Source organism: Micromonospora sp. ATA51 (assembly GCF_016802855.1).
In the GTDB taxonomy this organism is placed as follows: domain Bacteria; phylum Actinomycetota; class Actinomycetes; order Mycobacteriales; family Micromonosporaceae; genus Micromonospora; species Micromonospora sicca.
This window is the reverse complement of the sequence record NZ_JAEVHJ010000092.1, coordinates 1-21,670: the sequence shown is the minus strand read 5'-3', so window position 1 is coordinate 21,670 and position 21,670 is coordinate 1. Positions and strand designations below refer to the sequence as shown.

At 73.3% G+C, this 21,670-nt stretch carries 16 protein-coding genes and 4 pseudogenes; 15 read left to right on the top strand and 5 right to left on the bottom strand.

All coding sequences use genetic code 11. From position 1 onward, the window contains the following. A pseudogene (locus JNW87_RS16480) lies at positions 1-875 on the top strand (hypothetical protein); the annotation flags it as partial. A 58-nt stretch (positions 876-933) separates the two neighbouring features. Here JNW87_RS16480 and JNW87_RS16475 read toward each other — a convergent pair. From JNW87_RS16475 to JNW87_RS16460, 4 genes and pseudogenes are all read right to left on the bottom strand, one after another. Next, the gene (locus JNW87_RS16475) at positions 934-1,848 is read right to left on the bottom strand and encodes a glycosyltransferase family 2 protein (protein WP_109799800.1); all 915 of its coding nucleotides are present in this window, start codon (positions 1,846-1,848) and stop codon (positions 934-936) included. Positions 1,849-1,903: 55 nt separating this feature from the next. Continuing rightward, positions 1,904-2,934: pseudogene (locus JNW87_RS16470) on the bottom strand (sulfotransferase). Beyond that, a complete protein-coding gene (locus JNW87_RS16465; RefSeq protein WP_109799802.1) occupies positions 2,931-3,515 on the bottom strand; it encodes a glycosyltransferase in 585 nt (194 codons plus the stop codon). Before JNW87_RS16465 ends, JNW87_RS16470 begins: the two are co-directional and overlap by 4 nt. After that, positions 3,512-3,988, bottom strand: coding sequence for a UDP-N-acetylglucosamine--LPS N-acetylglucosamine transferase (locus JNW87_RS16460; protein WP_109799803.1), 477 nt, complete (start codon positions 3,986-3,988; stop codon positions 3,512-3,514). Before JNW87_RS16460 ends, JNW87_RS16465 begins: the two co-directional genes overlap by 4 nt. Before the next feature lie 497 nt (positions 3,989-4,485). Here JNW87_RS16460 and JNW87_RS16455 point away from each other — a divergent pair, with 497 nt between their 5' ends. The 9 genes and pseudogenes from JNW87_RS16455 to JNW87_RS16415 all read left to right on the top strand — a co-directional run bounded on the left by JNW87_RS16455 (position 4,486) and on the right by JNW87_RS16415 (position 18,014). Beyond that, on the top strand, positions 4,486-6,297 hold the full coding sequence (locus JNW87_RS16455; RefSeq protein ID WP_109799804.1) for a Wzz/FepE/Etk N-terminal domain-containing protein: 1,812 nt from the start codon (positions 4,486-4,488) through the stop codon (positions 6,295-6,297). Beyond that, positions 6,294-7,295, top strand: coding sequence for a DUF3048 domain-containing protein (locus JNW87_RS16450; protein WP_109799805.1), 1,002 nt, complete (start codon positions 6,294-6,296; stop codon positions 7,293-7,295). Before JNW87_RS16455 ends, JNW87_RS16450 begins: the two co-directional genes overlap by 4 nt. Next, on the top strand, positions 7,292-8,779 hold the full coding sequence (locus tag JNW87_RS16445; protein WP_109799806.1) for an O-antigen ligase: 1,488 nt from the start codon (positions 7,292-7,294) through the stop codon (positions 8,777-8,779). Before JNW87_RS16450 ends, JNW87_RS16445 begins: the two co-directional genes overlap by 4 nt. Further along, positions 8,779-9,990 carry a hypothetical protein gene (locus JNW87_RS16440; RefSeq protein WP_238453963.1) on the top strand — a complete coding sequence of 404 codons (1,212 nt, stop codon included), beginning with the start codon at positions 8,779-8,781 and terminating at the stop codon, positions 9,988-9,990. The genes JNW87_RS16445 and JNW87_RS16440 overlap by 1 nt, the downstream gene beginning before the upstream one ends. Before the next feature lie 17 nt (positions 9,991-10,007). Next, positions 10,008-10,869 (top strand): annotated as a pseudogene (locus JNW87_RS16435) (sulfotransferase domain-containing protein). Then, on the top strand, positions 10,866-12,461 hold the full coding sequence (locus JNW87_RS16430; protein WP_238453962.1) for a polysaccharide biosynthesis C-terminal domain-containing protein: 1,596 nt from the start codon (positions 10,866-10,868) through the stop codon (positions 12,459-12,461). Before JNW87_RS16435 ends, JNW87_RS16430 begins: the two are co-directional and overlap by 4 nt. A gap of 28 nt (positions 12,462-12,489) precedes the next feature. Further along, on the top strand, positions 12,490-13,422 hold the full coding sequence (locus tag JNW87_RS16425) for a sulfotransferase (RefSeq protein ID WP_109799809.1): 933 nt from the start codon (positions 12,490-12,492) through the stop codon (positions 13,420-13,422). Positions 13,423-13,556: 134 nt separating this feature from the next. Further along, entirely contained in the window at positions 13,557-14,591 is a 1,035-nt protein-coding gene (locus tag JNW87_RS16420) for a glycoside hydrolase family 26 protein (protein WP_109799810.1), read from the top strand. 243 nt (positions 14,592-14,834) lie between these two features. After that, on the top strand, positions 14,835-18,014 hold the full coding sequence (locus JNW87_RS16415; protein WP_238453961.1) for a malectin domain-containing carbohydrate-binding protein: 3,180 nt from the start codon (positions 14,835-14,837) through the stop codon (positions 18,012-18,014). Here JNW87_RS16415 and JNW87_RS16410 read toward each other — a convergent pair. After that, the gene (locus JNW87_RS16410) at positions 17,953-18,345 is read right to left on the bottom strand and encodes a cyclic nucleotide-binding/CBS domain-containing protein (protein WP_109799812.1); all 393 of its coding nucleotides are present in this window, start codon (positions 18,343-18,345) and stop codon (positions 17,953-17,955) included. The genes JNW87_RS16415 and JNW87_RS16410 overlap by 62 nt on opposite strands. Before the next feature lie 114 nt (positions 18,346-18,459). Between JNW87_RS16410 and JNW87_RS16405 the strand changes: the two genes are divergently transcribed. The 5 genes and pseudogenes from JNW87_RS16405 (at position 18,460) to JNW87_RS16385 (ending at position 21,664) form a co-directional block, all read left to right on the top strand. After that, complete coding sequence (locus JNW87_RS16405; RefSeq protein ID WP_201749438.1) at positions 18,460-18,909, top strand: NUDIX hydrolase; 450 nt, start codon at positions 18,460-18,462, stop codon at positions 18,907-18,909. Beyond that, positions 18,906-19,097: a hypothetical protein gene (locus tag JNW87_RS16400; RefSeq protein WP_109799813.1), complete on the top strand. Its 192-nt coding sequence runs from the start codon at positions 18,906-18,908 to the stop codon at positions 19,095-19,097. Before JNW87_RS16405 ends, JNW87_RS16400 begins: the two co-directional genes overlap by 4 nt. 81 nt (positions 19,098-19,178) lie before the next feature. Next, positions 19,179-19,910 (top strand): sugar phosphate nucleotidyltransferase, encoded by a 732-nt coding sequence (locus tag JNW87_RS16395; protein WP_109799814.1) that lies wholly within the window; start codon positions 19,179-19,181, stop codon positions 19,908-19,910. Continuing rightward, positions 19,898-20,965 (top strand): iron-containing alcohol dehydrogenase family protein, encoded by a 1,068-nt coding sequence (locus JNW87_RS16390; RefSeq protein ID WP_109799815.1) that lies wholly within the window; start codon positions 19,898-19,900, stop codon positions 20,963-20,965. Before JNW87_RS16395 ends, JNW87_RS16390 begins: the two co-directional genes overlap by 13 nt. Further along, positions 20,940-21,664 (top strand): annotated as a pseudogene (locus JNW87_RS16385) (CDP-alcohol phosphatidyltransferase family protein). Before JNW87_RS16390 ends, JNW87_RS16385 begins: the two are co-directional and overlap by 26 nt. The last annotated feature ends 6 nt before the right edge of the window (positions 21,665-21,670 follow it).

The window sequence follows — 21,670 nt, the reverse complement described above, 5'->3', positions numbered from 1 at the left end:
TGGCCGGGCTCGGCGGCCGACCGGCCAGCGCCTCGCCGTCCGCCTCGGCCGCCGGGCGCGGCCCGGCCTTCGCCGGCACCCGCCTGACCCTGCCCGGCGCGTCGATCGCGGTACAGAGTGGCGAGACGTTCGGCCAGGCACTCTCCCGGTCCGACCGGACCTTCGGCAGGCTCCGGATGGCCCGGGTCTTCTACCCCGGGCTCCCGCCGGCCTGGAACGGCAGCCGGGCCGACGTCGTCGACCGGACGGTCGTGGTCTCCTTCAAGGCCGCCCCCCAGGAGGTCAACAGCGGGAAGTACGACTCCCGGCTGGCGTCCTGGTTCGCCTCGATCCCCCGCGACCACAACGTGTACTGGTCGTACTTCCACGAGCCGGAGGACGACGTCGAGCGGGGCGCCTTCACTCCGGCCGCCTACAAGGCAGCCTGGCGCCGGATCGCCGGGCTGGCCGACCGGGCGGACAACCCGAAGCTGATCAACACGATCATCCTGATGTGCTGGACGCTCGACCCCAAGTCCGGGCGGAACTTCGACGCCTTCTACCCCGGCGGCGACCTGGTCGAGACGCTCGGCTGGGACTGTTACAACTGGGGCGCGAAGTGGAAGCGGTACGCGTCCCCGCAGGAGATCTACGGCCGAATGATCAGCAAGTCCCGGGAGTTGGGCAAGCCCTGGGGCGTGGCGGAGACCGGCAGTGACCTGGTGCCCGGCGACTCCGGCACCGGGCGGGCCACGTGGATCCGGTCCATGGCCGGCTACCTCAACGGCCAGCGGCCGGAGTTCGTGGCGTACTACAACCAGGTGGTCAGCCAGGGCGACTTCCGCCTGCGGGACTCGCCGAGCATCCAGGCCTGGCGGTCGTTCTGCGTGGCCTGAGCCGGCAGCGACGAAAACGGGCGGGTGACCGGTTGGTCACCCGCCCGTCGCGTTCCGCTCAGATGCCCCGGCCGCGCTTGTGCAGCGTGCGCAGCACCCGGTCGGCGTGCACCGCCCGGGTCGCCACCGCCAGCGCCAGGTAGGCGCGCGGCTCCTTCGGGTTGCGGGCCAGCGTGCGCCGCGCCCACCGGACGGCGTCCCGCCGGTTGCCCATCGCGGCCTGCGCGAAGGCGATCTGGCCGGCCACCCGGGCCTCGCCGTGCGGCACGGTGGCGAACTCGGGATAGCGCTGCAGCAGCCACTGCAACGCCGTCGAGATCGTCTCCCACCGCTGCGCGAAGTACGACCGCTTGTGCCACCGGACCAGCACGTACGGACTGTCCACGTTGACCAGCGGGGCGTACCGGGCGGCTCGGAGCAGGAACTCGTAGTCCTCCGCGTAGCTGCCCGGGATCTGCTCGTCGACCAGGCCGATCCCGTCGAGCAGGGCGGCCCGCCGGATCAGGAAGGTCGACGGGTGCAGCTCGGTGAGCCGGTCGCGCAGCAGCGCCTCCAGCGACACCCGGGGCCGGTCCAGCGACCGGTCCACCGTCCGGTCGTCGTAGCTGACCCGGATGCCGCAGCTCACCAGCGCCCCGTCGGGGTGGACGTCGAGCGCGCCGAGCTGGGCGGCGAGCTTCCCCGGCAGCCACTCGTCGTCGTCGTCGCAGAACGCGACCAGGTCGCCGGTGGCCGCCTCGATCCCGGTGTTCCGCGCGCCGGCCAGCCCGGGCGTACGGGTGTTGGTGATGACCCGCACCCGACGGTCGCCCCGGTCCATCTCCAGCGACCGGTCCGGCTCGGACTGGTCGTAGACCACGACCGCCTCGATCGGGCCCGGGTGCGCCTGGCTGAGGATCGCGTCGAGTGCCGCGCGCAGCAGCTCGGGACGGTCCCGCGTCGGCACGACGACGGAAATGCTCGGACCGGTCACTGTGCCTCCACTGTTCGCGACTGCGGGGCTCGCAAGCCCGGCTCACTCCTCGCGCTCACGATGTCTCCACGGAATCGGAGCCCCGCTGGCCCAGATAGCCGTAGCGGACTCGGAAGGGCAGGGTGGCCAGGCTGACCACGGCCCGGCTGCGGCGGGGCAGCCGGCTGCGCCACGCCTCGTCCCGGCGCACCTGCAGCGGGCCGCCGCTGAACCGCAGCGGGTTGCCGGCGACGCTGTGCACCCGGACCGGCGACGCGGGCGGCGACGGCTCCAGGTCGCCGCCCGGCGCCGGTCGCGCCGAGCGGGAGTCGTCGCCGGTGAGGATGCGCAGCGCCGCCGGGTCGTCCGGCAGGCCGGCGAACTCGCGGAGCCGGCGGACGGTGCCGGCCGGGTCGGCGGTGAAGTCCTCGTACCGCAGCCGGAGCACCGACGCCCGGGAGGCGAGCAGGTGGAACGCCGCGTTCTGCGCGGTCCACAGCTTGCTCACCTCGAACGGCGAGAACGTCGGCATGAAGTCCTCGCCGTCGACCACCTCGGGGCGGCGCACCTGCTTGCCCCAGGAGTACGCCACCGCCCGGCTGTCCCGGACCAGGTGCAGCACCCGCAGGTCGAGGCCCTCGGCCCAGCGCAGCGCGAACGCCAGCGAGGCGTGCTTGCTGGAGTCCACCACAACCCGGGCGCCGGTCACCTTGGTCGCCGCTCGGTAGATGCGGGTGTAGAGGTCGGCGTACCGGCGGACGTCGGCGAGCTCCGCCGGGGCGAGCGAGGCCCTGGCCAGGCGGGGGATGTGCCGGGTCCGGTCGACCCGGTCCTTGAGCGCCAGCACCTCGTCCCGGTCGACGTCGACCAGCCGCCGAAGGCGTGCTCGCCGACCTGCCGCCAGAACGGGCAGGCGGTGAAGCGTTCGCCGCACCCGCACCGCTCGTCGGCGCCGAGCGCCCGCTCCCAGAGGTGGACCACCTCCCCCACCGCGCACACGTCCGGGCTCTGCGCGAGCAGCAGTTCCAGCAGGGTGGAGCCGCTGCGGCCGAGGCCGCCGACGAAGAGCACCCGGGGCAGGTCGGCCGCCGTTCCGTCCCCGTTCATGGGCGCCGCCCACCGATGCGCTGGCGGACCCGCCGCGCCACCAGGTCGTCGACGACCCGGCCGACCCGGGCCACCGCCTCGGCGCGCGGATCCGGCCGGTCCGGGTCCGCTGCCAGGACGAACCGGGACGGGTCGGCGAGCCCCTCGTCGAGGGCGGCGACCAGCTCGGCCTCGGACTCGCAGAGCCGGACCAGGCCGGCCGCGCCGAGCCGGCGCGCGAAGAGCTGCTGGTGGTTGTCCACGTGCTCGTCGTGCGTCGGATCCCGGGGCACCACGATCGGCAGGTGACCGGTGCGCCGCGCCTCGGTGATGGTGGCCGGGCCGCCGTGACTCAGCACGAGCGTGGCCTCGGCCATCGCCCGCTGGAGTTCCTCGTGGCCGAGGAACGGTGCGGCGCCGGGCAGCCGCGGGGCGCGGCTGTGGCCGTACTGGAGGACGAGCCGGACCTCGGCGTGGTCCGCGTGCCAGCGCTCCAGCCAGTCCACCAGTCGGTCGAACCGGTGCACGTCGGTGCCCACCACGGCCAGCACGTACGGCGCCGAACCGCGGCCGTCGCGCGGCCGGGGAATGTAGGCGGTCACAGCAGGTTCCCCACGACGGTCGCCTCCGGGTACATCCGGCGCTGCTCCTCCCACTGGACGAGCATCGCGGAGAGGAAGGGTCGGCAGAGCCGGGCGGTCAGCGTCGCGCTGTCGATCCGGTCGTAGACCTCGATGTACACCGTCGGGATGCGCCGCAGCCGGGCCGCGACGACGAACGGCAGGGCCACCCCGGCGCCGGTGGTGACCACCGCGTCGACCGGGCGACGGCGCATCACGCGCAGCGCCAGGAAGGCGTTGCGGACCAGGTTCCGCACGTTCCGGGTGGTGGGGTGATGGGCCCACACGACGTCCTCGCCGTCGAGCAGCGATCGGGCGTCCGGGGTGTCGAAGGTGACCCAGGCGCGCGGCCGGTCCCGGTACCACGGCTCCAGGGCCAGCAGCTGGGCGAGATGCCCGCCACTGGACCCGACGAGCAGGACCTGACCCGCGCCCTCGGTTGACCCGCCTACCAACGTTCCTCCCCGTCCGCTGCCACCGCGCCCGGATCTCGGTGACTGACCCTCGGACGCGCCATGACAACCTATCGGCGCGGGGGTGGACAACTGAAGTGGCCGTTGGACCGATCCGGCACCACCGGTCCGGCGCGCGTCCGGCGGACCGGCGCGCCCTCGGCCGGGGCCGCCGCCGACCCCGGCGAGGGCGAGGTCAGGCGTGGTCCGGGGCCACCGCACCACGACCGGTCGGGAGTGTGTCAGGATTCCGTCACCCGCTCCAGGCGAGGCGTCGACGTGGACGCCGTGACCGGTGCGGGTCGGCGGGGAGCGCGGAACCCCGCCGAATGGTCAGGCGGGGTCGGCCACATCTACGCGGTCCACCTACACCTGGGCATGCTTACCGGGACGCGAGCAGACTTTCCCTCATCGTTCGGATCGGGGACACTCAAAGCCACGGTCCGGTCCAGCTGCGCCGTGGACTGCCCGGCTCGGTCGAAAGGGAGCGACACACTCTGATGCCCTCACCCCACCTGGCCGAGAGCGATTCCGACGGGCCCGTCCTGATGGCCTACCTGGGCTGGCTCCGCCGCCGCTGGTGGATCCTGCTCCTCGCGGCGGTCCTCGGCACGGCCGGCGGCCTGGCGGTGAGCCAGTTCCAGCACGCGCGGTACACGTCGACCACCTCGCTGCTGGTGCGCCCGCTGGGTGCCGGCGCGGACAGCAACCCGAACGCCAAGGTGAACCTCGACACCGAGGCGCAGGTGGTCCGCTCGCTCGTCGTCGCGGACCGGGCGCGCACGCTGATGAAGAGCACGACCCCGGCCGACCAGCTGCTCCAGTCGGCGACGGTCACCGTGCCGCCGAACAGCCAGGTCCTCCAGGTGGCGTACGAGGCGGACAGCCCAGCCCAGGCCCAGGCCGGGTCGCACGCCTTCGCGCAGGCGTACCTGGACCTGCGCAAGGCCACCGCCCAGAAGAGCCTCGACAACGAGACCACCTCGCTGAAGCAGCAGATCACGGACGTCACCAAGCAGCTCGGCACGGTCGCCGGGCGGATCGCGGCGGCGCCGGCCAACTCGGTCGAGCGGGAGCGGGCCGAGGCCGACCGGAGCGTGCTGACCAACCAGCTCGCCTCGCTGAACAACCGGCTCAGCCCGCTGCTCTCCGCCGACACCGACCCGGGCGAGATCATCTCCGACGCCCGGCTGCCGACCAGCCCCAGCTCGCCGAACCGGACGCTGAACCTGGCCAGCGGCATGGGCGCCGGGCTGCTGCTCGGCATCGTGCTGGCGCTGGCGCTGGACCGGCTCGACACCCGGGTCCGCCGCGGCCGGGACATCTCCGACCGGGTCGGGCTGCCGCTGCTGCTGGAGCTTCCGCCGCGCACCTCGGCGCTGGCGGTGCTGCCGGCGACCCACAAGATCTCCCGCGAGCTGGGCCGGCTGCGCAACGTGCTGCTCTCCGCGGTGCCCGAACCCGCCCAGGCGGGCCGGGGGCGTCAGCTCCTGCTCTGCGACGGCTCGGCCGGCACGGCCGCCGGTTTCGTCGCCGCGAACCTGGCCGCCGCGTACGCCCGTACCGGCCAGCAGGTCGCCCTGATCACCACCAAGCCGGACTCGGCCCTGACCGCGATCACCGGGGTCGCCGAGGGCCGGCACAGCCTGGCCGCGGTGCTCCGCCGGGACGTCCCGGCGCTGAAGGCGCTGGCCCCGGTCCCCGGGCTGGGCCAGCTGCGGGTGCTGGTCCCCGGCGACCTCGACGCGGACGTCGAGCTGCCGGTGGCGGCGCTGCTGGAGATCCTGGCCGAGCTGGCGGCCCGCTTCGACCACGTGCTGATCGAGACCGCGCAGCCGACCCTCGCGGTCGAGGCGCAGGCGTTGGGCCGGCACGTCGACGCGGTGATCATGGTGGCGGAGGCGGGACGTACCCGCAGCGGCGAGCTGACCGCCGCGCTGCGCCAGTTCGAGCAGGTCGACGCCCCGGTCATCGGCGCCGTGCTCGCCCCGCGCCTGCCCGCACCGGCCGGCGGCGGCCCGGCCGGCAAGCCGGCGATCCCGGCCAACCGGCCCAAGCCGCGGCCGGGCCCCGGCCCCTCCGCCGGCGCGATGTCGGTGGAATCGACCATGGTGCTGCCCCGGATGAAGCCGTCCGCGTCGGGCGCGTCGGGCGGCGCGTCCGGGTCGGCCAAGCCGACGAATGCGGGCGGTCCGCTGCCGGTGACCGGCAACGGGCCCGGCAGCACCTACCGGTCGCGGGGTGACGGCCCGGGAACGGACGGCCCGGGCCGCGGCAGCTACGCCCTGGACTCCGGCGAGGACCTGGGGTGAACCGCCGGCAGATGCTCCGCGCCGCCCTCGCCCCGGCCCTCGTGGTCGGCTTCGGCACGGCGTGCAGCGAACCCCAGCCCGCCGGCAGCATAGATGTGGTCGATCCGGGCGCGGCGGCGACGCCCGCCCCGAGCCCGACCCCGAGCCAGCCGCCGGCCCCGCTGACGGGCCTGCCGGTCAGCGCCGCGCCGGTGGCCGCCCGGCAGGCGGTCGCCGTGCCGATCCGGGTCACCCCGTCCAGCGCGCCGGCCGGCCTCGGCTCGGCCGACCTGGTGTACGTCGAGTTCGCCGAGTCCGACTCCCTGCACCTGACGGCGGTGTTCCAGTCCCGGGACGCCGCCAAGGTCGGCCCGGTCACCGAGATCCGCCCGGTCGACATCCGGTCCGTCGGCGTGCTGCGGCCCTTCGTCGGCTACGACGGCGGGCCGACCGGCTTCCTCAGTCAGTTCGAGAAGTCCGGGCTCACCGGGGTCACCCCGGCCGACGACGGCGACAAGGTCTTCACCTCGGACTACACCTCCACCGCCGCGCTGTGGAAGGCCGCGCCGAAGGGCGGCCAGCCGCCCACGCCGGTCTTCGACTACGCGACCGCCGGCACCGCCCTGGCCGCCCGCGACCTCGCCCCGGCCCGGGAGCTGACCGTCACGGTCTCCGGCGGACCGCCGATGGTCTGGCGGTACGACGAGCAGAAGTCCCTCTGGGTCGGCAAGGTCGGCACCACCACCGTCACCGCCGCATCGGTGATCGTGCTGACCATGGAGTACCGGACGCTGGACGTCCGGCACCCGTCGCCGCGCTCGCTGCCCTCGGCCAATGTCTTCGGCGAGGGCGCGGTCGTCGCGGTCTCCGGCCCGTCGAGCGCCAAGGGCGCCTGGCGCAAGCCCGGCCAGCAGTTGGTCTGCAACGTCGCCGACCTGGGCGGCGACCTGCTGCACCCGCAGGCGGGCAACGCCTGGGTGATCTACGCGCCGACCACCGCCAAGGTCACCGTGAGATGAGTACGGTCACCCCGCACCGCCCCGCCCGCGGGTCGGCCCCGGCCGGTGGGCAGCGCCCCCAGCCCGGTGCGGCCCGGCTCGCGCCGGTGCCGGTCCAACCACGGGCCTGGTCGCTGCGGTTGCCGGCGGGGTGGCCGCTGAGTGCGCTCTTCGTGCTCTACCCGCTCTGGTGGGCGCTCGGGGTGTCGTCGTTCGTCTTCGTCATCTTCGCCGTGCCGATGCTGGTGCAGCTGCGCCGCCGCGGTCCGGTACTGGTGCCGCCCGGGTTCGGGCTCTGGCTCGTGCTGCTGCTCTGGGTGCTGCTGTCGGCGCTGATGCTCGACCTCACCGCACCCAACACGCTCCCCGCGTCCGGCGACGGCCGCTACATCGGCTGGGGCATCCGGCTGGCCAACTACCTCGCCATGACCGTGGTCATGCTCTACGTGCTCAACCTGCGCGAACGGGAGCTGCCCCAGCGACGGGTGGTCCGGCTCTTCGGCTTCATGGCCGTCGTCGTCGTGATCGGCGGTTACCTCGGCTCGCTCTTCCCCACCTTCAGCTTCGTCGCGCCGCTGCACTTCGTGCTGCCGCACTCCATCGCCAGCCAGCCCTTCGTCGCCTCGCTGATGCAGGTGGAGTTCGCCCAGGTCCAGCAGGTGCTGGCGGGCGAGGCCAGCTCGCCGCGCCCCTCCGCACCGTTCGAGTACACCAACTCGTGGGGCGAGAACACCGCGATCCTGCTGATCTGGCTGCTGGTCGGGTGGGTGGTGCTGGGCCGGCCGGTGCGCCGGCTGCTCGGCATCGCGATCGCGCTGGCGGCGGTCTTCCCGATCATCTACTCGCTCAACCGGGGCCTCTGGATCGGCCTGGGCATCTCCGCGGTCTACGTCGCGATCCGGCTGGCGCTGCGCGGCCGGATGGCGGTGCTCGGCGGGCTGGCCCTCGCGGTCGGGCTGATCGGCATCCTGGTCATCGCCACCCCCCTCGGCCGGACGTTCGACGAACGCCTGCAGAACGGGCACAGCGACGACATCCGCACCACTCTCTCCGAGGGCGCGATCGCCGCCGCGAACCACTCGCCCGTCCTGGGGTACGGCGGCAACCGGGCGCTGATCGGCAGCAACCGGTCGATCGCGATCGGCAAGTCCGACGACTGCAAGCAGTGCGGCAACCGGGAGCTGGGCAGCAACGGCCAGCTCTGGGCCCTGCTGGTCGGACAGGGGTACGTCGGGGCGTTCTGCTACAGCGCGTTCTTCCTCTACTGCCTCTGGCGGTTCCGGCACGACCACAGCGCGATCGGCGTCGCCGGCAGCCTGGTGGTGATCCTGATGCTCTTCTTCCAGTTCACCTACGGTGCGCTGGAAGCCACCCTCGCCTACGGCCTGATCTCGGTCGCCCTGCTCGCCCGCAACGACCGGCTGCGCCGGGCCGTCGCGCCGGCGCCGCCCAGGAGCACCGTGGGTGGGCTGCGGGCCCGAATCGAAGCAGCCGGTGACCGTTGATGGTGTTCCGTGTTCCCCCGGACGGCGACGGCCGCTCCGCGTACCTGGCCGAACTGGCGGAACTGATCTGGCCCGCACCCGCCGAACCGACGCTGCGCCGGGGCGGCCGGGGCTGGGTGGTGGTGCCCTCGGCGGCCCGCCCGCGGCTGCTGGTGCCCACCGGGTCGCCCCGGGCCGCGGCGAGCGCCGTCCGGCACTCCACCGAGGCGGTCGGCCGGAAGGCGAAGCTGGTCCGGCAGGGGCTGGCCACCGCGTTCCGGCTCGGGCTGGGGCCGCTGGTGTTCCGCGACCGGCTGGTGGTGCGCTCCGCCGCCGGCACGCTCGACGCGTACCTGGCCGAGGTGCTGGGCACCCGGTCGCTGGTCAGCATGCACATCGGGCCGGCGCGGGCCAACCGCAAGCCGGTGCTCCAGCTGCTCGGCCCGGACGGGCGGGCGCTCGGGTACGCCAAGCTGGGCGTCGACCCGCTCACCCGGACCCTGATCGACGTGGAGGCCGCCGCGCTGCGCCGGCTCGCCGACCTGCCGCTGGGCCCGGTGACCCTGGCCCGCGCGCTGCACCAGGCCGAGTGGCACGGCCACGCGCTGCTCGTACAGGAGGCCCTGCCGGTGCGACTGCCCCGGGCCACGCCAGCCGCCGCCGCGGCGGGCGAGCGGGCGGCGATGGTGGCGGTCGCCGGCTGCCTGGGCGTACGCCGCCGGTCGTACGCGGGCAGTGAACACGCGGCCCGGCTGGCCGACGCGATCGACGCGCTCGGCCCGCGGCCGGAGGCCGGGCGGCTGCGCGCGGTGCTGAAGAGCGTCGCGGACGCCGACCCGACGGTGGCCTTCGGCGCCTGGCACGGCGACTGGAACGGCGGCAACAGCGCCGTCCTCGCCGACGGCCGGGTGCTGGTCTGGGACTGGGAGCGGTTCTCCTCCGACGTGCCGGTCGGCTACGACGCGTTGCACCGGGCGGTGCAGACCGCCATCGGGCACGACGGCGTGGAGCCGACCGACGCCGCCCGGGCACTGATCACGGACGCGGCGGGGACGCTGGCGCCGTTCGACCAGGACGGGCGGGACGCCGACCTGGTCGCCGTGCTCTACCTGGTGGAGCTGGCGGCGCGCTATCTGCGGGACCGGCAGGCGGAGGCGGGTGCGCGACTGGGGCACGTCGACGCCTGGCTGCTGCCGGCCGTCGAGGAGCACCTGGCCCGTCGGGCCCGGTGAGAGTGAGGAGTGGGGACGTGACGGTGGCCAAGGAGCAGGCGCTCCGAGCGGTGCGGACGGTGAGTCGGACGGTCGGTCGGTTGACCGCCGGATCCCGGATGACGCCCGGGTTCCTGATCGTGGGGGCGCAGCGCTGCGGCACCACCTCGCTGTTCAAGACGCTCTCCCAGCACCCGGGTGCTGCCGCCGGCGTACCACAAGGGTGTGCACTACTTCGACACCGACTACCAGCGGGGAATGAACTGGTACCTCGGGCACTTCCCCACCACCGCGAAGGCGGAGGCGGTCCGGGAGCAGCTCGGCGTACGTGGGGTCACCGGCGAGTCGAGCCCGTTCTACATGTTCCACCCGCTGGCTGGCGCGCGGATCGCGAAGGACCTGCCCGGGGTGCGGCTGCTCGTGCTGCTGCGCGACCCGGTGGAGCGGGCGTACTCGGCGCACTCGCACGAGCTGGCCCGGGGCTACGAGACCGAGTCGTCGTTCGAGCGGGCGCTGGCGCTGGAGGAGGAGCGGACCGCCGGCGAGCGGGAGCGGATGACCGCCGACCCGGCGTACCTGAGCCACCACCTCCAGCACAACGCGTACCTGGCCCGGGGGCGGTACATCGAGCAGTTGGAACGGCTGGAGTCGCTGGTCGGCCGGGAGCGGCTGCACGTCATCGACAGCGACGACTTCTTCGCCGACCCGCGGCCGGCGTTCGACGCGGTCTGCGACTTCGTCGGCCTGCCCCGCTGGGCGGACATCTCCTTCGGCAAGCACAACTCGCGGTCCCGGTCGCCCATGTCGGCCGAGCTGCGGGCCCGGCTCGAGGAGCACTTCGCCCCGTACGACGAGCGGCTGGCCACCTGGTGGGGACGCGTGCCGTCGTGGCGGCGGTGACCCGGGCGGACACCGGTGCCGGCCCGGCGGTGACCGCCGAGGCCGGCGGTCCGGCCGCGGCGGCCGGCGCGGGCCTGGGTGGGGCGGCCCGGCAGGGCTTCGCCAACCTGGTCGGGGTCGGCATCGCCGCGGTGGCCGGCTTCGGGTTGAACATCGTCATCACCCGGGGTTGGTCGGTCCGCGAGGCCGGCATGTTCTTCGCCGCCGCCAGCGCGTTCATGATCGCGTCGTCGGCGGCCCGGCTCGGCACCGACGTGGGGACGGTCTACTTCGTCAGCCGGTACCGCGCCCTCGGCCAGCGCGACCGGATCCGCGGCACGGTGCTGGTGGGGCTGGTGCCGGTGCTGGCCGTCGGGGCGCTGCTCGCCCTGGCCGGCTGGCTGGCCGCCCCCGCGCTCGCCGAGCTGACCATGCCGGAGGCCGGTCCGGGCGCGGTGACCGCGCTGCGCATCCTGCTGGCCTTCGTGCCGCTGGCGGCGCTCACCGACTACGCGCTCGCCGCCTGCCGGGGTTTCGGGCAGATGCGCCCGCTGTTGACCGTGGAACGGCTCGGCCGGACGCTGGTCCAGTTCGTCGCGGTCGCCGTGGCCGCCTGGCTCGGCCTCTCCGCCACCAGCGCGCTGCCGCTGGCCTGGGCGGTGCCCTACCTGCTGACCGCCGCCGTCGCGCTGGCCTGGCTCGGCCGGCTGGTCCGGCGCGCCGAACGCGAGGTCGCCCGGCCGGTGCCGGCGCGCGAGCTGGCCGGACCGTTCTGGCGGTTCACCGGGCCCCGGGCACTGAGCAGCCTGGCCGCCATCATCGTGCAGCGGCTGGACATCGTGCTGCTCAGCGCGTTGCGCGGGCCGGCCGACGCGGCGGTCTACACCGCCGCGACCCGGTTCCTCGCGCTGGGCCAGCTCTCCAGCGTGGCGCTGGCCGGCTCGGTGCAGCACCGGATGGCCGCCGCCTTCGCCCGCGACGACCGGGCCGAGGCGCGACAGCTCTACCAGGCCGCGACCGGCTGGCTGGTGCTGCTCTCCTGGCCGGCGTACCTGGTCTTCGCCGCCTTCGCCGGGCCGATGCTGGCGCTCTTCGGCGCCGGCTACGGCGCGGGTCGCCGGGTGGTGGTGCTGCTCGCGCTGACCATGCTGGTGGCGACCGGCTGCGGCATGGTCGATATGGTGCTCAACATGGCCGGCCGGACCGCCTGGACCTTCTACAACGCGATGGCCGGCACCGCGGTCAACGTGGTCGCCAACGTCGCGCTCATCCCGGTGTACGGCATCGTCGGCGCCGCCCTGGCCTGGACCGCGTCCATCCTGCTCACCAACCTGGTACCGCTGGCGCAGCTCTGGTGGTCGCTGCGGCTGCACCCGTTCGGTCGGGGCACCCGCGCCGCGATGGCCCTCGCCACGGCCGCGTTCGGACTGCCGCTCGGGCTGGCCAGCCTGCTCGGCGCGGCGGCGCCGGTGCTCGCCCTGGTGACGGCGGTCGGCGCAGCGGCGTACCTGGCCGGCGCCTGGCGCTGGCGGACCACCCTGCACCTCGACGCGCTCCGCGCGCTGCGCCGGGGCCGGAACCGCTCCGGTCCGGCGCCCGCCGCACAGTCGTGACCTGCCCCTGCCCACCGATGGGACACCGATGACCAGCAGCACGCCCCTCGCCCCGCACACCGGCCTCTCCGCCGTGAAGGCCGCGAAACTCGCCGCCGTAGGTCTGGTGGCGGACCGGAAGGAACGCCGGGAGCTGGAGCGTCCGGTGCCGGCCGCCGGCCGGAAGCTGAGCCTCAAGGTCGAGCGGCCGATCTTCATCCTCGGCGCGCCCCGCTCCGGCACCACCTTCCTGGGCAGCTGCGTCGGGGCGCTGCCGGAGGTGTCGTACCACTTCGAGCCGCGGCTGACCAAGGCGGTGGCCCGCTGCGTGTACGAGGGCAGCTGGACCCCGCAGCGGGCGGCCCGCTACTTCCGCGGCTACTACGGCGCGCTGCTCGCCGCCTCCGGCCACGGCGGGCTGCGGTTCGCCGAGAAGGATCCGGAGAACTGCTTCATCGTGCCGTTCCTGACCGAGGTCTTCCCGGACGCGGTGTTCCTGCACGTCTACCGGGACGGCCGGGACGTGGCGGTGTCGCACGCCGAGCAGCCGTGGCTGAACGCCGCCTCCACCGGCACCGGGAAGAGCGGCCGCGGTGGCACCCCGTGGGGCGCGGCGCCGCGCTTCTGGGTCGAGCCGGAGCGGCGGGAGGAGTTCAGCCGGGTCTCCGACCTGGCCCGCTCGGCGTGGATGTGGCGCCGGTTCACCGGCAGCGCCCTGGCCCAGCTCGCCGAACTGCCCGCCGAGCGGGTACGCCACCTGCGCTACGAGGACATCGTCACCCGGCCGGCGGAGGCCGCCGGGGTGGTCGCCGACTTCCTCGAGGTGGGCGACCCGGCGGGGCGGCAGGCCCTGCTCGCCCGGTTCGGCCAGGCCCGCCCCGGCTCGGTCGGCCGATGGCGGGCCCGGCTCGACGAAACCAACCTGGCCGACGTCCGGGCCCAGGCCGAGCCGCTGCTGACCGAACTCGGCTACCCCGGGTGAGCTCCGCCGCGCCGGTAGAGTGCGTGGGGTCGTCCGGCCATCCTGGGCTCCGCTGAGGCGGAGCCGTCGGGGGAATCCGTGGCCGGCGACCTTCCTGGGGAGAGGTTGCGGTGGTACGACGACTACGACGGACGATGGCGGCTGTGCTCACCCTGGCCTGCCTGGCGCCCGCGCTGGCGGCCTGCGAGTCGAATCCCGCCGAGCGGCCGGCGGAGCGGGCGACGGTGGTGGCGCCACCACCTACGGTGGAGCCACGGACCGACCCGGTGCGGACCACCGGGCTGGGGCCCGAGCCGCCGGAGCAGGGCGCCTGGCTCGGCGCCTGGGTCAAGCCGCAGTGGCACAACGCCACCGGGCGGGCCGCCGCGCTCGACCAGTTCAACCGGGCCGCAGGCGGGAAGCTCACCGTGGCGCACATGTTCCACCAGTGGAACGAGTCGTTCCCGGGCGCGACCGAGCAGGCGTTCCAGGCCATGGGGAAGCTCCAGATGATCTCCTGGCAGGGTACGGACACCCGGTCGACGGTCAGCGGCACCTACGACTCGCTGATCCGGCAGCGGGCCGAGGACGTGAAGGCGTTCGGGCTGCCGGTGCTGCTGCGGTACCGGTGGGAGATGGACCGGCCCAACCTGGCGGCCAGCATCCACTCACCGGAGGACTACGTCGCCGCCTGGAAGCACGTCCGGGGCATCTTCACCGAGGTCGGGGTCACCAACGCGGCCTGGGTGTGGTGCCCGCACGCGGACGGCTTCGCCTCGGACGAGCGGGCCGCGGCGGCGTACTACCCCGGTGACGACCAGGTGGACTGGCTCTGCGCCGACGTCTACCCGGGCCCGGAGTGGGCCAGCTTCAGCAACCGGATGGACCATTTCATGGCCTTCGCCCAGCAGCACCCCCGGCCGGTGGTGATCGGCGAGTACGGCCTGACCCAGGAGGGCCGGCCGGGCCAGCGGGCCAACTGGCTGCGCGAGGTGGCCCCGTACCTGAAGAAGCACCCGCAGATCAAGGCCGCGCTCTACTTCGCCGCGAAGCAGACCACCAAGCCGTTGTACGACAGCACGTTCGGCAACGACCCGGAGAGCGCGGCGGTCTTCCGCGAGATGGCCACCGACCCGTACTTCTCCCCGCCGCCGCCCGACCTGACCACCTCCGCGATCCCGGCCCGATGATCGGGGCTCGTCTTTTCGTGTGATCCGCACTGGCTGCGCGGGCCGGAGCGGCGGATTGCTCGGCCAATATCACGATCCCGGGTGGACGCGGCGCGCCTCGGTGCGAGAAGGTGTTGCTTTCACGTCTGTGGTCGGTCGTGCCGGTCGGACGCCTTACGCCTTCCGATCTCCCGGCCCCGATCGCAGCTCTCCGACGCGCCTCCGGAGTTGCCTGTGCCTTCCTCGTTCCTGAGACACCGCACGGTGTCCCTGTTCGGCGCCGCCGTCCTCGGCGTCGCCAGCCTCTTCACCGCCAGCCCCGCGCTCGCCGCCGCGCCGAACCACAACACCATGGTCGCGGAGGTGCCGTCCGACAAGACGCCGAACATCGTCGACGGCAGCGTGGTGGCGATCTACGACGCGGGCACGAAGGTGATCGCCGCCGGGTCGTTCACCCAGGCGGAGAACCGCGGCTCGTCCCCCACCACCGTCACGCAGAAGTACGTGCTGGCCTTCGACAAGTCCACCGGTGACATCGACACCGCCTTCAAGCCGGTGCTCGACCGTCCGGTGAACGCGGTGATCGCCGGGCCGACGCCGGGCACGGTCTACCTCGCCGGTGAATTCACCACCGCCAACGGCGTCAACCGGCGCAAGCTGGCGCTGGTCAACATCTCCGACGGCTCCCTGGTCACCACCTTCAAGGGCCCGGCGTTCAACGGCACCGTCAACGACATCGCCAAGGTCGGTGACCGGCTGCTGGTCGGCGGCATCTTCACCACCGCCGACGCGAGCACCCGCAACGGTCTCGCCTCGCTGGACGCCGCCACCGGCGCGCTGGACGGCTACCTGACCACCGCCCTGACCGAGAACCACAACTGGACCGAGGGCAGCACGGGCGCGAAGGCCGGCGTCGGGCCGGAGAAGCTCGCCGTCTCGCCGGACGGCAACCAGCTCGTGGTCATCGGCAACTTCAAGAAGGCCGACGGGTCGCTGCACGACCAGATCGTGCGGATCAGCCTCGGTGACACCTCGGCCACCGTGATGAACTGGAACACCGACCGCTACACCCCGACCTGCCGGGCGGCCTCCTTCGACTCGTACGTGCGCGACGTGCAGTTCTCGCCGGACGGCAAGTACTTCGTCGTGGCCACCACCGGCGGCGCGTACCCGGGGCTCTGCGACTCGGCGGCGCGGTGGGAAACCGCGGCGACCGGCGGCGGACAGCAGCCGACCTGGGTCAACTACAGCGGCGGCGACACCTTCCTCTCGGTCGGCATCAGCGAGCAGGCGGTCTACGTCGGCGGCCACTTCCGCTGGTCCAACAACTCCTCGGGCACGGACAAGGCCGCGCCGGGCGCGGTCGGCCGGCCCAGCATCGCCGCGCTCGACCCGACGAACGGCCTGCCGCTGTCCTGGAACCCGGGCCGGCACCCACGCGGCTACGGCGTCACCGAGATGCTGGTCACCCCGGAGGGCCTCTGGCTCGGCAGCGACCAGGACTGGATCGGCAACTTCAAGTACAAGCGGGCGAAGATCGCCTTCTTCCCGCTGACCGGCGGCAACGCCCCGCACTCCACGGCGACGAAGAGCCTGCCGGGCAACGTCTACCAGGCCGGCCGGGGGACCCAGCCCGAGGTGCTCTACCGGGTCAACGCCGGCGGGCCGACGCTGACCGCGATCGACGGCGGCCCGGACTGGTCCGGTGACGCCGCCACCGCCCCGAGCCCGTACCACAACAGCGGCAGCAGCGTCGCGACGTACACCACCAACGCGGTCCTCGACTCGACCGTGCCGGTCGGCACCCCGGTCGGGCTCTTCAACGCCGAGCGCTGGGACGCCTCGACCGCCCCGGAGATGCAGTGGGAATTCCCGGTCGCGGCGGGCACCGGGATCCAGGTGCGGCTCTACTTCGCCAACCGGTACTCGGGCACGTCGGCGGTCGGCAGCCGGAAGTTCGACGTCAGCATCGACGGCGTGCTGAAGCTGAACGACTTCGACCCGGTGGCCGGCGCGGGCGGCACCAACCGGGGCACGATGCGGGCGTTCTCGCTGATCAGCGACGGCATGGTCGACATCGATTTCGGCCACGTGCTGGAGAACCCGATCGTCCAGGGCGTCGAGGTCATCCGGACCGCGGTGCCGCCGTCGGCCACCGACGTGCTCTACCGGGTGAACGCGGGCGGCCCGGCGCTGACCGCGAGCAGCGGCCCGAGCTGGGCGACCGACAGCTCGACCGCGCCGAGCAAGTACCACAACACCGGCAGCAGCGTCTCGGCGTACACCACCAACGCGACGCTCGACCTGACCATCCCGGCCGGCACCCCGGTCGCGCTGTTCAACGCCGAGCGGTACGACCTGTCGTCCACCCCGGACATGCAGTGGGACTTCCCGGTGACCGCCGGGCAGCAGGTCCAGGTCCGGCTCTACCTGGCCAACCGCTACTCCGGCACGGGAACGGTCGGCAAGCGGATCTTCGACGTCAAGATCGACGGCGTGGTGAAGCTGAACGACTTCGACCCGGTGGCCCAGACGGGCGGCACGAACCGGGGGACCATGCGGTCCTTCGTCATCACCAGTGACGGCAACGTCGACATCGACTTCGGTCGGGTCGTGGAGAACCCGCTGATCCAGGGCATCGAGATCGTCAAGATCCCGGCGGCGCCGTCCTCGACCGTGCTCAACAGCGTCACCAAGCGGTCGTACGACGGGGCCACCACGGTCGGCTCGGCGACCTCGGTCAGCAACAGCGACAACACCGGCTGGGGGGCCGCCAAGGGCGGCTTCTGGGTCGGCGGCACGCTCTTCTACGGGATGAACGGGTCGCTCTACCGGCGGTCCTTCGACGGCACCACGTTCGGTACGCCGAGCAAGGTCGACCCGTACCACGACGCCCTCTGGGACACCGTGCAGACAGGCTCGGCACCGGCCGGCACGTCGCAGACGTACGCGGGCATGGCGTCGAACTTCTACCTGGAAATCCCGTACGTGAACAGCATGTTCTACAGCGCCGGCCGGCTCTACTACACCGTCAACGGGCAGCAGGCGCTCTACTGGCGCTGGTTCACCCCGGACACCGGCACGGTCGGGGCGGACAGGTTCACCGTCGCCGGCACCACCGGCTTCTCCGACGTCGGGGGCATGTTCGTCAGCGGCGGCAAGCTCTACACGGCGAGCCGGGGCAACGGCTACCTCTACTCCCGGGGCTGGTCCGCGGGCGCCCCGGCCGGCAGCGCCACGCTGGTCAGCGGGCCGACCGTGGACGGCGTGGACTGGCGCGGCAACGCGGTCTTCGTCGTCCCTGACACACCGCACCGCACAGCGATGGCCCGGCCGGTATCGGCCGGGCCATCGCCCTTTCCGGGCCCGGTCCCCTCGCCGTTCAGGCGCGCGTCGGCGCGTGCTCCCGGGCCCACACTCGCATCAGGTCCCGGACGGAGATGACGCCCGCCACCTCCCGGCCGTCGAGCACCACCAGGTGCCGGAAGCCGCCGCGGGCCATGGCCGCCGCCGCCTCCTCCACCGTCCAGTCCGGGCCGGCGTAGACCACGTCCCAGGTCAGGTGAGCCGCCGTGCGTTCGACGTCGCAGTCCAACCCCGCGCCGATCGCGTTGAGCACGTCGCGTTCCGTCATGATCCCGACCCCTTCGGAGTCCGGATCGATCACCACCGCCGACCCGACACCGCGGGCCGACATCATCCGGGCCGCCTGCCGGAGCGTGTGCTCCGGGCCGACCACGAGAACCTCGCTGGACATCGCTTCTCGAACCTGCATCACACATCACCCCTGTGGGACGGCGGCACCGGTATGGACATGGTGGACCATCGATGCGTACCGGGACAAGGCCGGGCATCGCCGAAAACGGCTCGGGCTCGCTACTGTCGTCACGTGCCCACCGAGCCTCTCCGCTGTGCCGGCGCGCTGATCGTGGACGACGACGGCCGCATCTTCATCCAGCGCCGGTCCCCGGACCGGGCCGTTCTCCCCAACTGCTGGGACATCGTCGGCGGCCACCTGGAACCGGGCGAGGGGGTGGAGGACGCGCTGCGCCGCGAGGTCACCGAGGAGACCGGCTGGAGCGTCTCGCACGTCCTCGGGCTGGTCGGGGAGTACCGCTGGACCGGGGACGACGGGCTGGAACGGCTGGAGTCCGACTTCCTGGTCCGGGTGGACGGCGATCTCAGCCGGCCCCGGCTGGAGGTGGGCAAGCACACCGAGTTCCGCTGGCTGGGCGAGGAGGACGTCGCGCTGCTCGACGAGCACCGCCACGTCAACGACGGGCTGATCCGGCGGATCGCCGAGAACGGCTTCGCCGCGCTGCGGTCGATCGGTCTGTGAGCGACGGCGTCGAGCTGGCCCCGCACCGGTTCGCCGTCAACCGGCTGGGCACGCTGCGATACCACCGGGCGGACGCGCACGCCGCGGCGTGGCGGGCGGCGGGGCACACCGCGGCGGGCATCCCGGAGCTGCCGCCCGGGGCGGAGCGGCTGGCGATGCTCGCCGACCTGGCGGCCCTGCCCGGCTGAACCACGGCTGGCGGCAGCGGCGAAGTTCCCCGGCGCTATCCTCCACCGGTGACCCAGAGTCGTACGGAGGAGGATGCCGGCATGATCGGGATGGTGCTCGCGGCCGGTGCGGGGCGCCGACTGCGCCCGTACACCGACACCCTGCCCAAGGCGTTGGTGCCGGTGGACGGTGACACCACCATCCTGGACATCGCGCTGCGCAACCTCGCCGAGGTCGGGCTGACCGAGGTGGTGATCGTGGTCGGCTACGCGGCGGACGCGGTCGTCCAGCGGCAGGCCGCCCTGGAGGAGAAGTACGGCGTGACGATCACGCTGGTGCACAACGACAAGGCCGAGGAGTGGAACAACGCGTACTCGCTCTGGCTGGCCCGGGAGCATTTCGCCCGGGGCGTGCTGCTGGTCAACGGCGACACCGTGCACCCGGTGAGCGTGGAGAAGACCCTGCTGGCCGAGCGCGGCCCGGGCATCCTGCTGGCCATCGACAACATCAAGGCGCTGGCGGAGGAGGAGATGAAGACCACCTTCGACGCCGCCGGCCAGCTCACCCGGATCACCAAGCTGATGGACCCGCTCGAGGCGTACGGGGAGTACATCGGCGCGACGCTGATCGAGCCGCAGGTGGCCGACGCGCTCGCCGACGCGCTGGAGGCGACCTGGCGGCGCGACCCGAACCTCTACTACGAGGACGGCTACCAGGAGTTCGCCGACCGGGGCGGCGAGGTGCGGGCGGCGCCGATCGGTGACGTCTCCTGGGTCGAGGTCGACAACCACGCCGACCTGGCCCGGGCGTGGGAGATCGCATGCCGCTACTAGCCCGGACGATCCTCACCCCGCTGCACATCGACGTGCGGCGGGGCGCGGTGGCCGACCTGGCCGCGATCCTCGTCGACGGGCGGATCTCCGCTGGGGGCGACGTGGCGGTGGTGGTCGGGCCGGGGCAGGGCGAGCAGATCGCCGAGCTGATCCGGCCGTCGCTGCGCTCGGCGGACGTCTTCACCGTGGCCGGCGGCACCCTGGAGGCCGCCGATGAGCTGGGCGCCAAGCTGCGGGCCCGCTCGTACGACGCGGTGGTGGGCATCGGCGGCGGCAAGACCATCGACGTGGCGAAGTACGCCGCCACCCGGCGCGGCCTGCCGATGGTGACCATGGCGACCAGCCTGGCCAACGACGGCATCGCCTCCCCGGTGGCCAGCCTGGTCAGCGAGGGGATCAAGGGCTCCTACGGGGTGCACATCCCGATCGCGGTGATCGTCGACCTGGACTTCGTGGAGGCCGGCCCGGAGCGGCACAACCGGGCGGGCATCGGCGACGTGGTGAGCAACATCAGCGCGCTGGCCGACTGGGAGCTGGCCCGGCAGGTGCGCGGCGAGCCGGTCGACGGGCTGGCCGCCTCGCTGGCCCGGATGGGCGCCGAAGCGGTCCTCGCCCACCGCGGCGACATGACCCAGGACGCGTTCGTCACCGTGCTCGCCGAGGCGCTGATCTCCAGCGGGCTGGCCATGGCGGTCAGCGGCACCAGCCGGCCGGCCAGCGGCGGCTGCCACGAGATCATGCACGCGATCGACGCGCTCTTCCCGGGCACCGCCTCGCACGGCGAGCTGGCCGGGCTCGGGGCGCTCTTCTGCACCTTCCTGCGCGGCGACCACCGTCGTTTCGCGGAGATGTCGGCCTGCCTGGCCCGGCACGGCCTGCCCCGGCTCCCCGCCGACGTGGGGTTGACCGACGACGGGTTCGTGGAGGCGGTGCAGTTCGCGCCGGCCACCCGGCCGGACCGCTACACGATCCTCGAACACCTCGCGATGTCGCCTACCGAGACGCGGGCGCGGCTGGCAGACTACGCCGGTGCACTCCGCGACCACCTTGGCTGAGCCGTCCCGCCCCACCGTCGCCGACTTCCACCGGGTCAACCGGGGCGGCGGCCTGTTCAGCGAGTCGATCAGCCAGTGGCTGGGCGCGGTCTTCGCGCTGGTCGCCCAGCGGCTCGGGCTGCGCCCCACCGCGCTGACCATCGCCAACCTGGTGCTCGGCCTGGCCGCCTCGGTGACCGTGGTGGCGCTGGCCGGGCCGGTCGCCGCCGGGGACGTACCGGCCTGGGCGGTCGGGCTGGTCGCGCTGGTCGGCTGGCAGGTCGCGTACGCCCTCGACTGCGCCGACGGGCAGCTCGCCCGGGTGACCGGGCAGGGCACCGCGGCGGGCGCGCGGGTGGACGTGCTCTGCGACGTGGCCGCGCAGATCGCCCTGGTCACCGCCCTCGGCGCGACCGCCGTGGCGCAGCGCCCGTCGCGCCGACCTGGCTGATCGCGGTCTTCGCCGGCACCTGGATGGTCAACCTGGTCACCTCGGTGATGCAGGCCGGCCCGAACGCGGCCAGCATGGTCACCTCGACCTCGCTGCCGGTACGCCTGGTGAAGTTGGTCCGCGACTACGGCGCGGTGATCTTCCTGGCCGGCCTGGTATTGACCGTCGCCCCGGCGCTCACGGTCTGGGTGATCGTGGCGTTCACGCTCGTCAACGGCGGTTTCCTCCTCGCCAGCATCGCCTTCTCCGCCCGCGCCTCCCTCCCCTGACCCCCT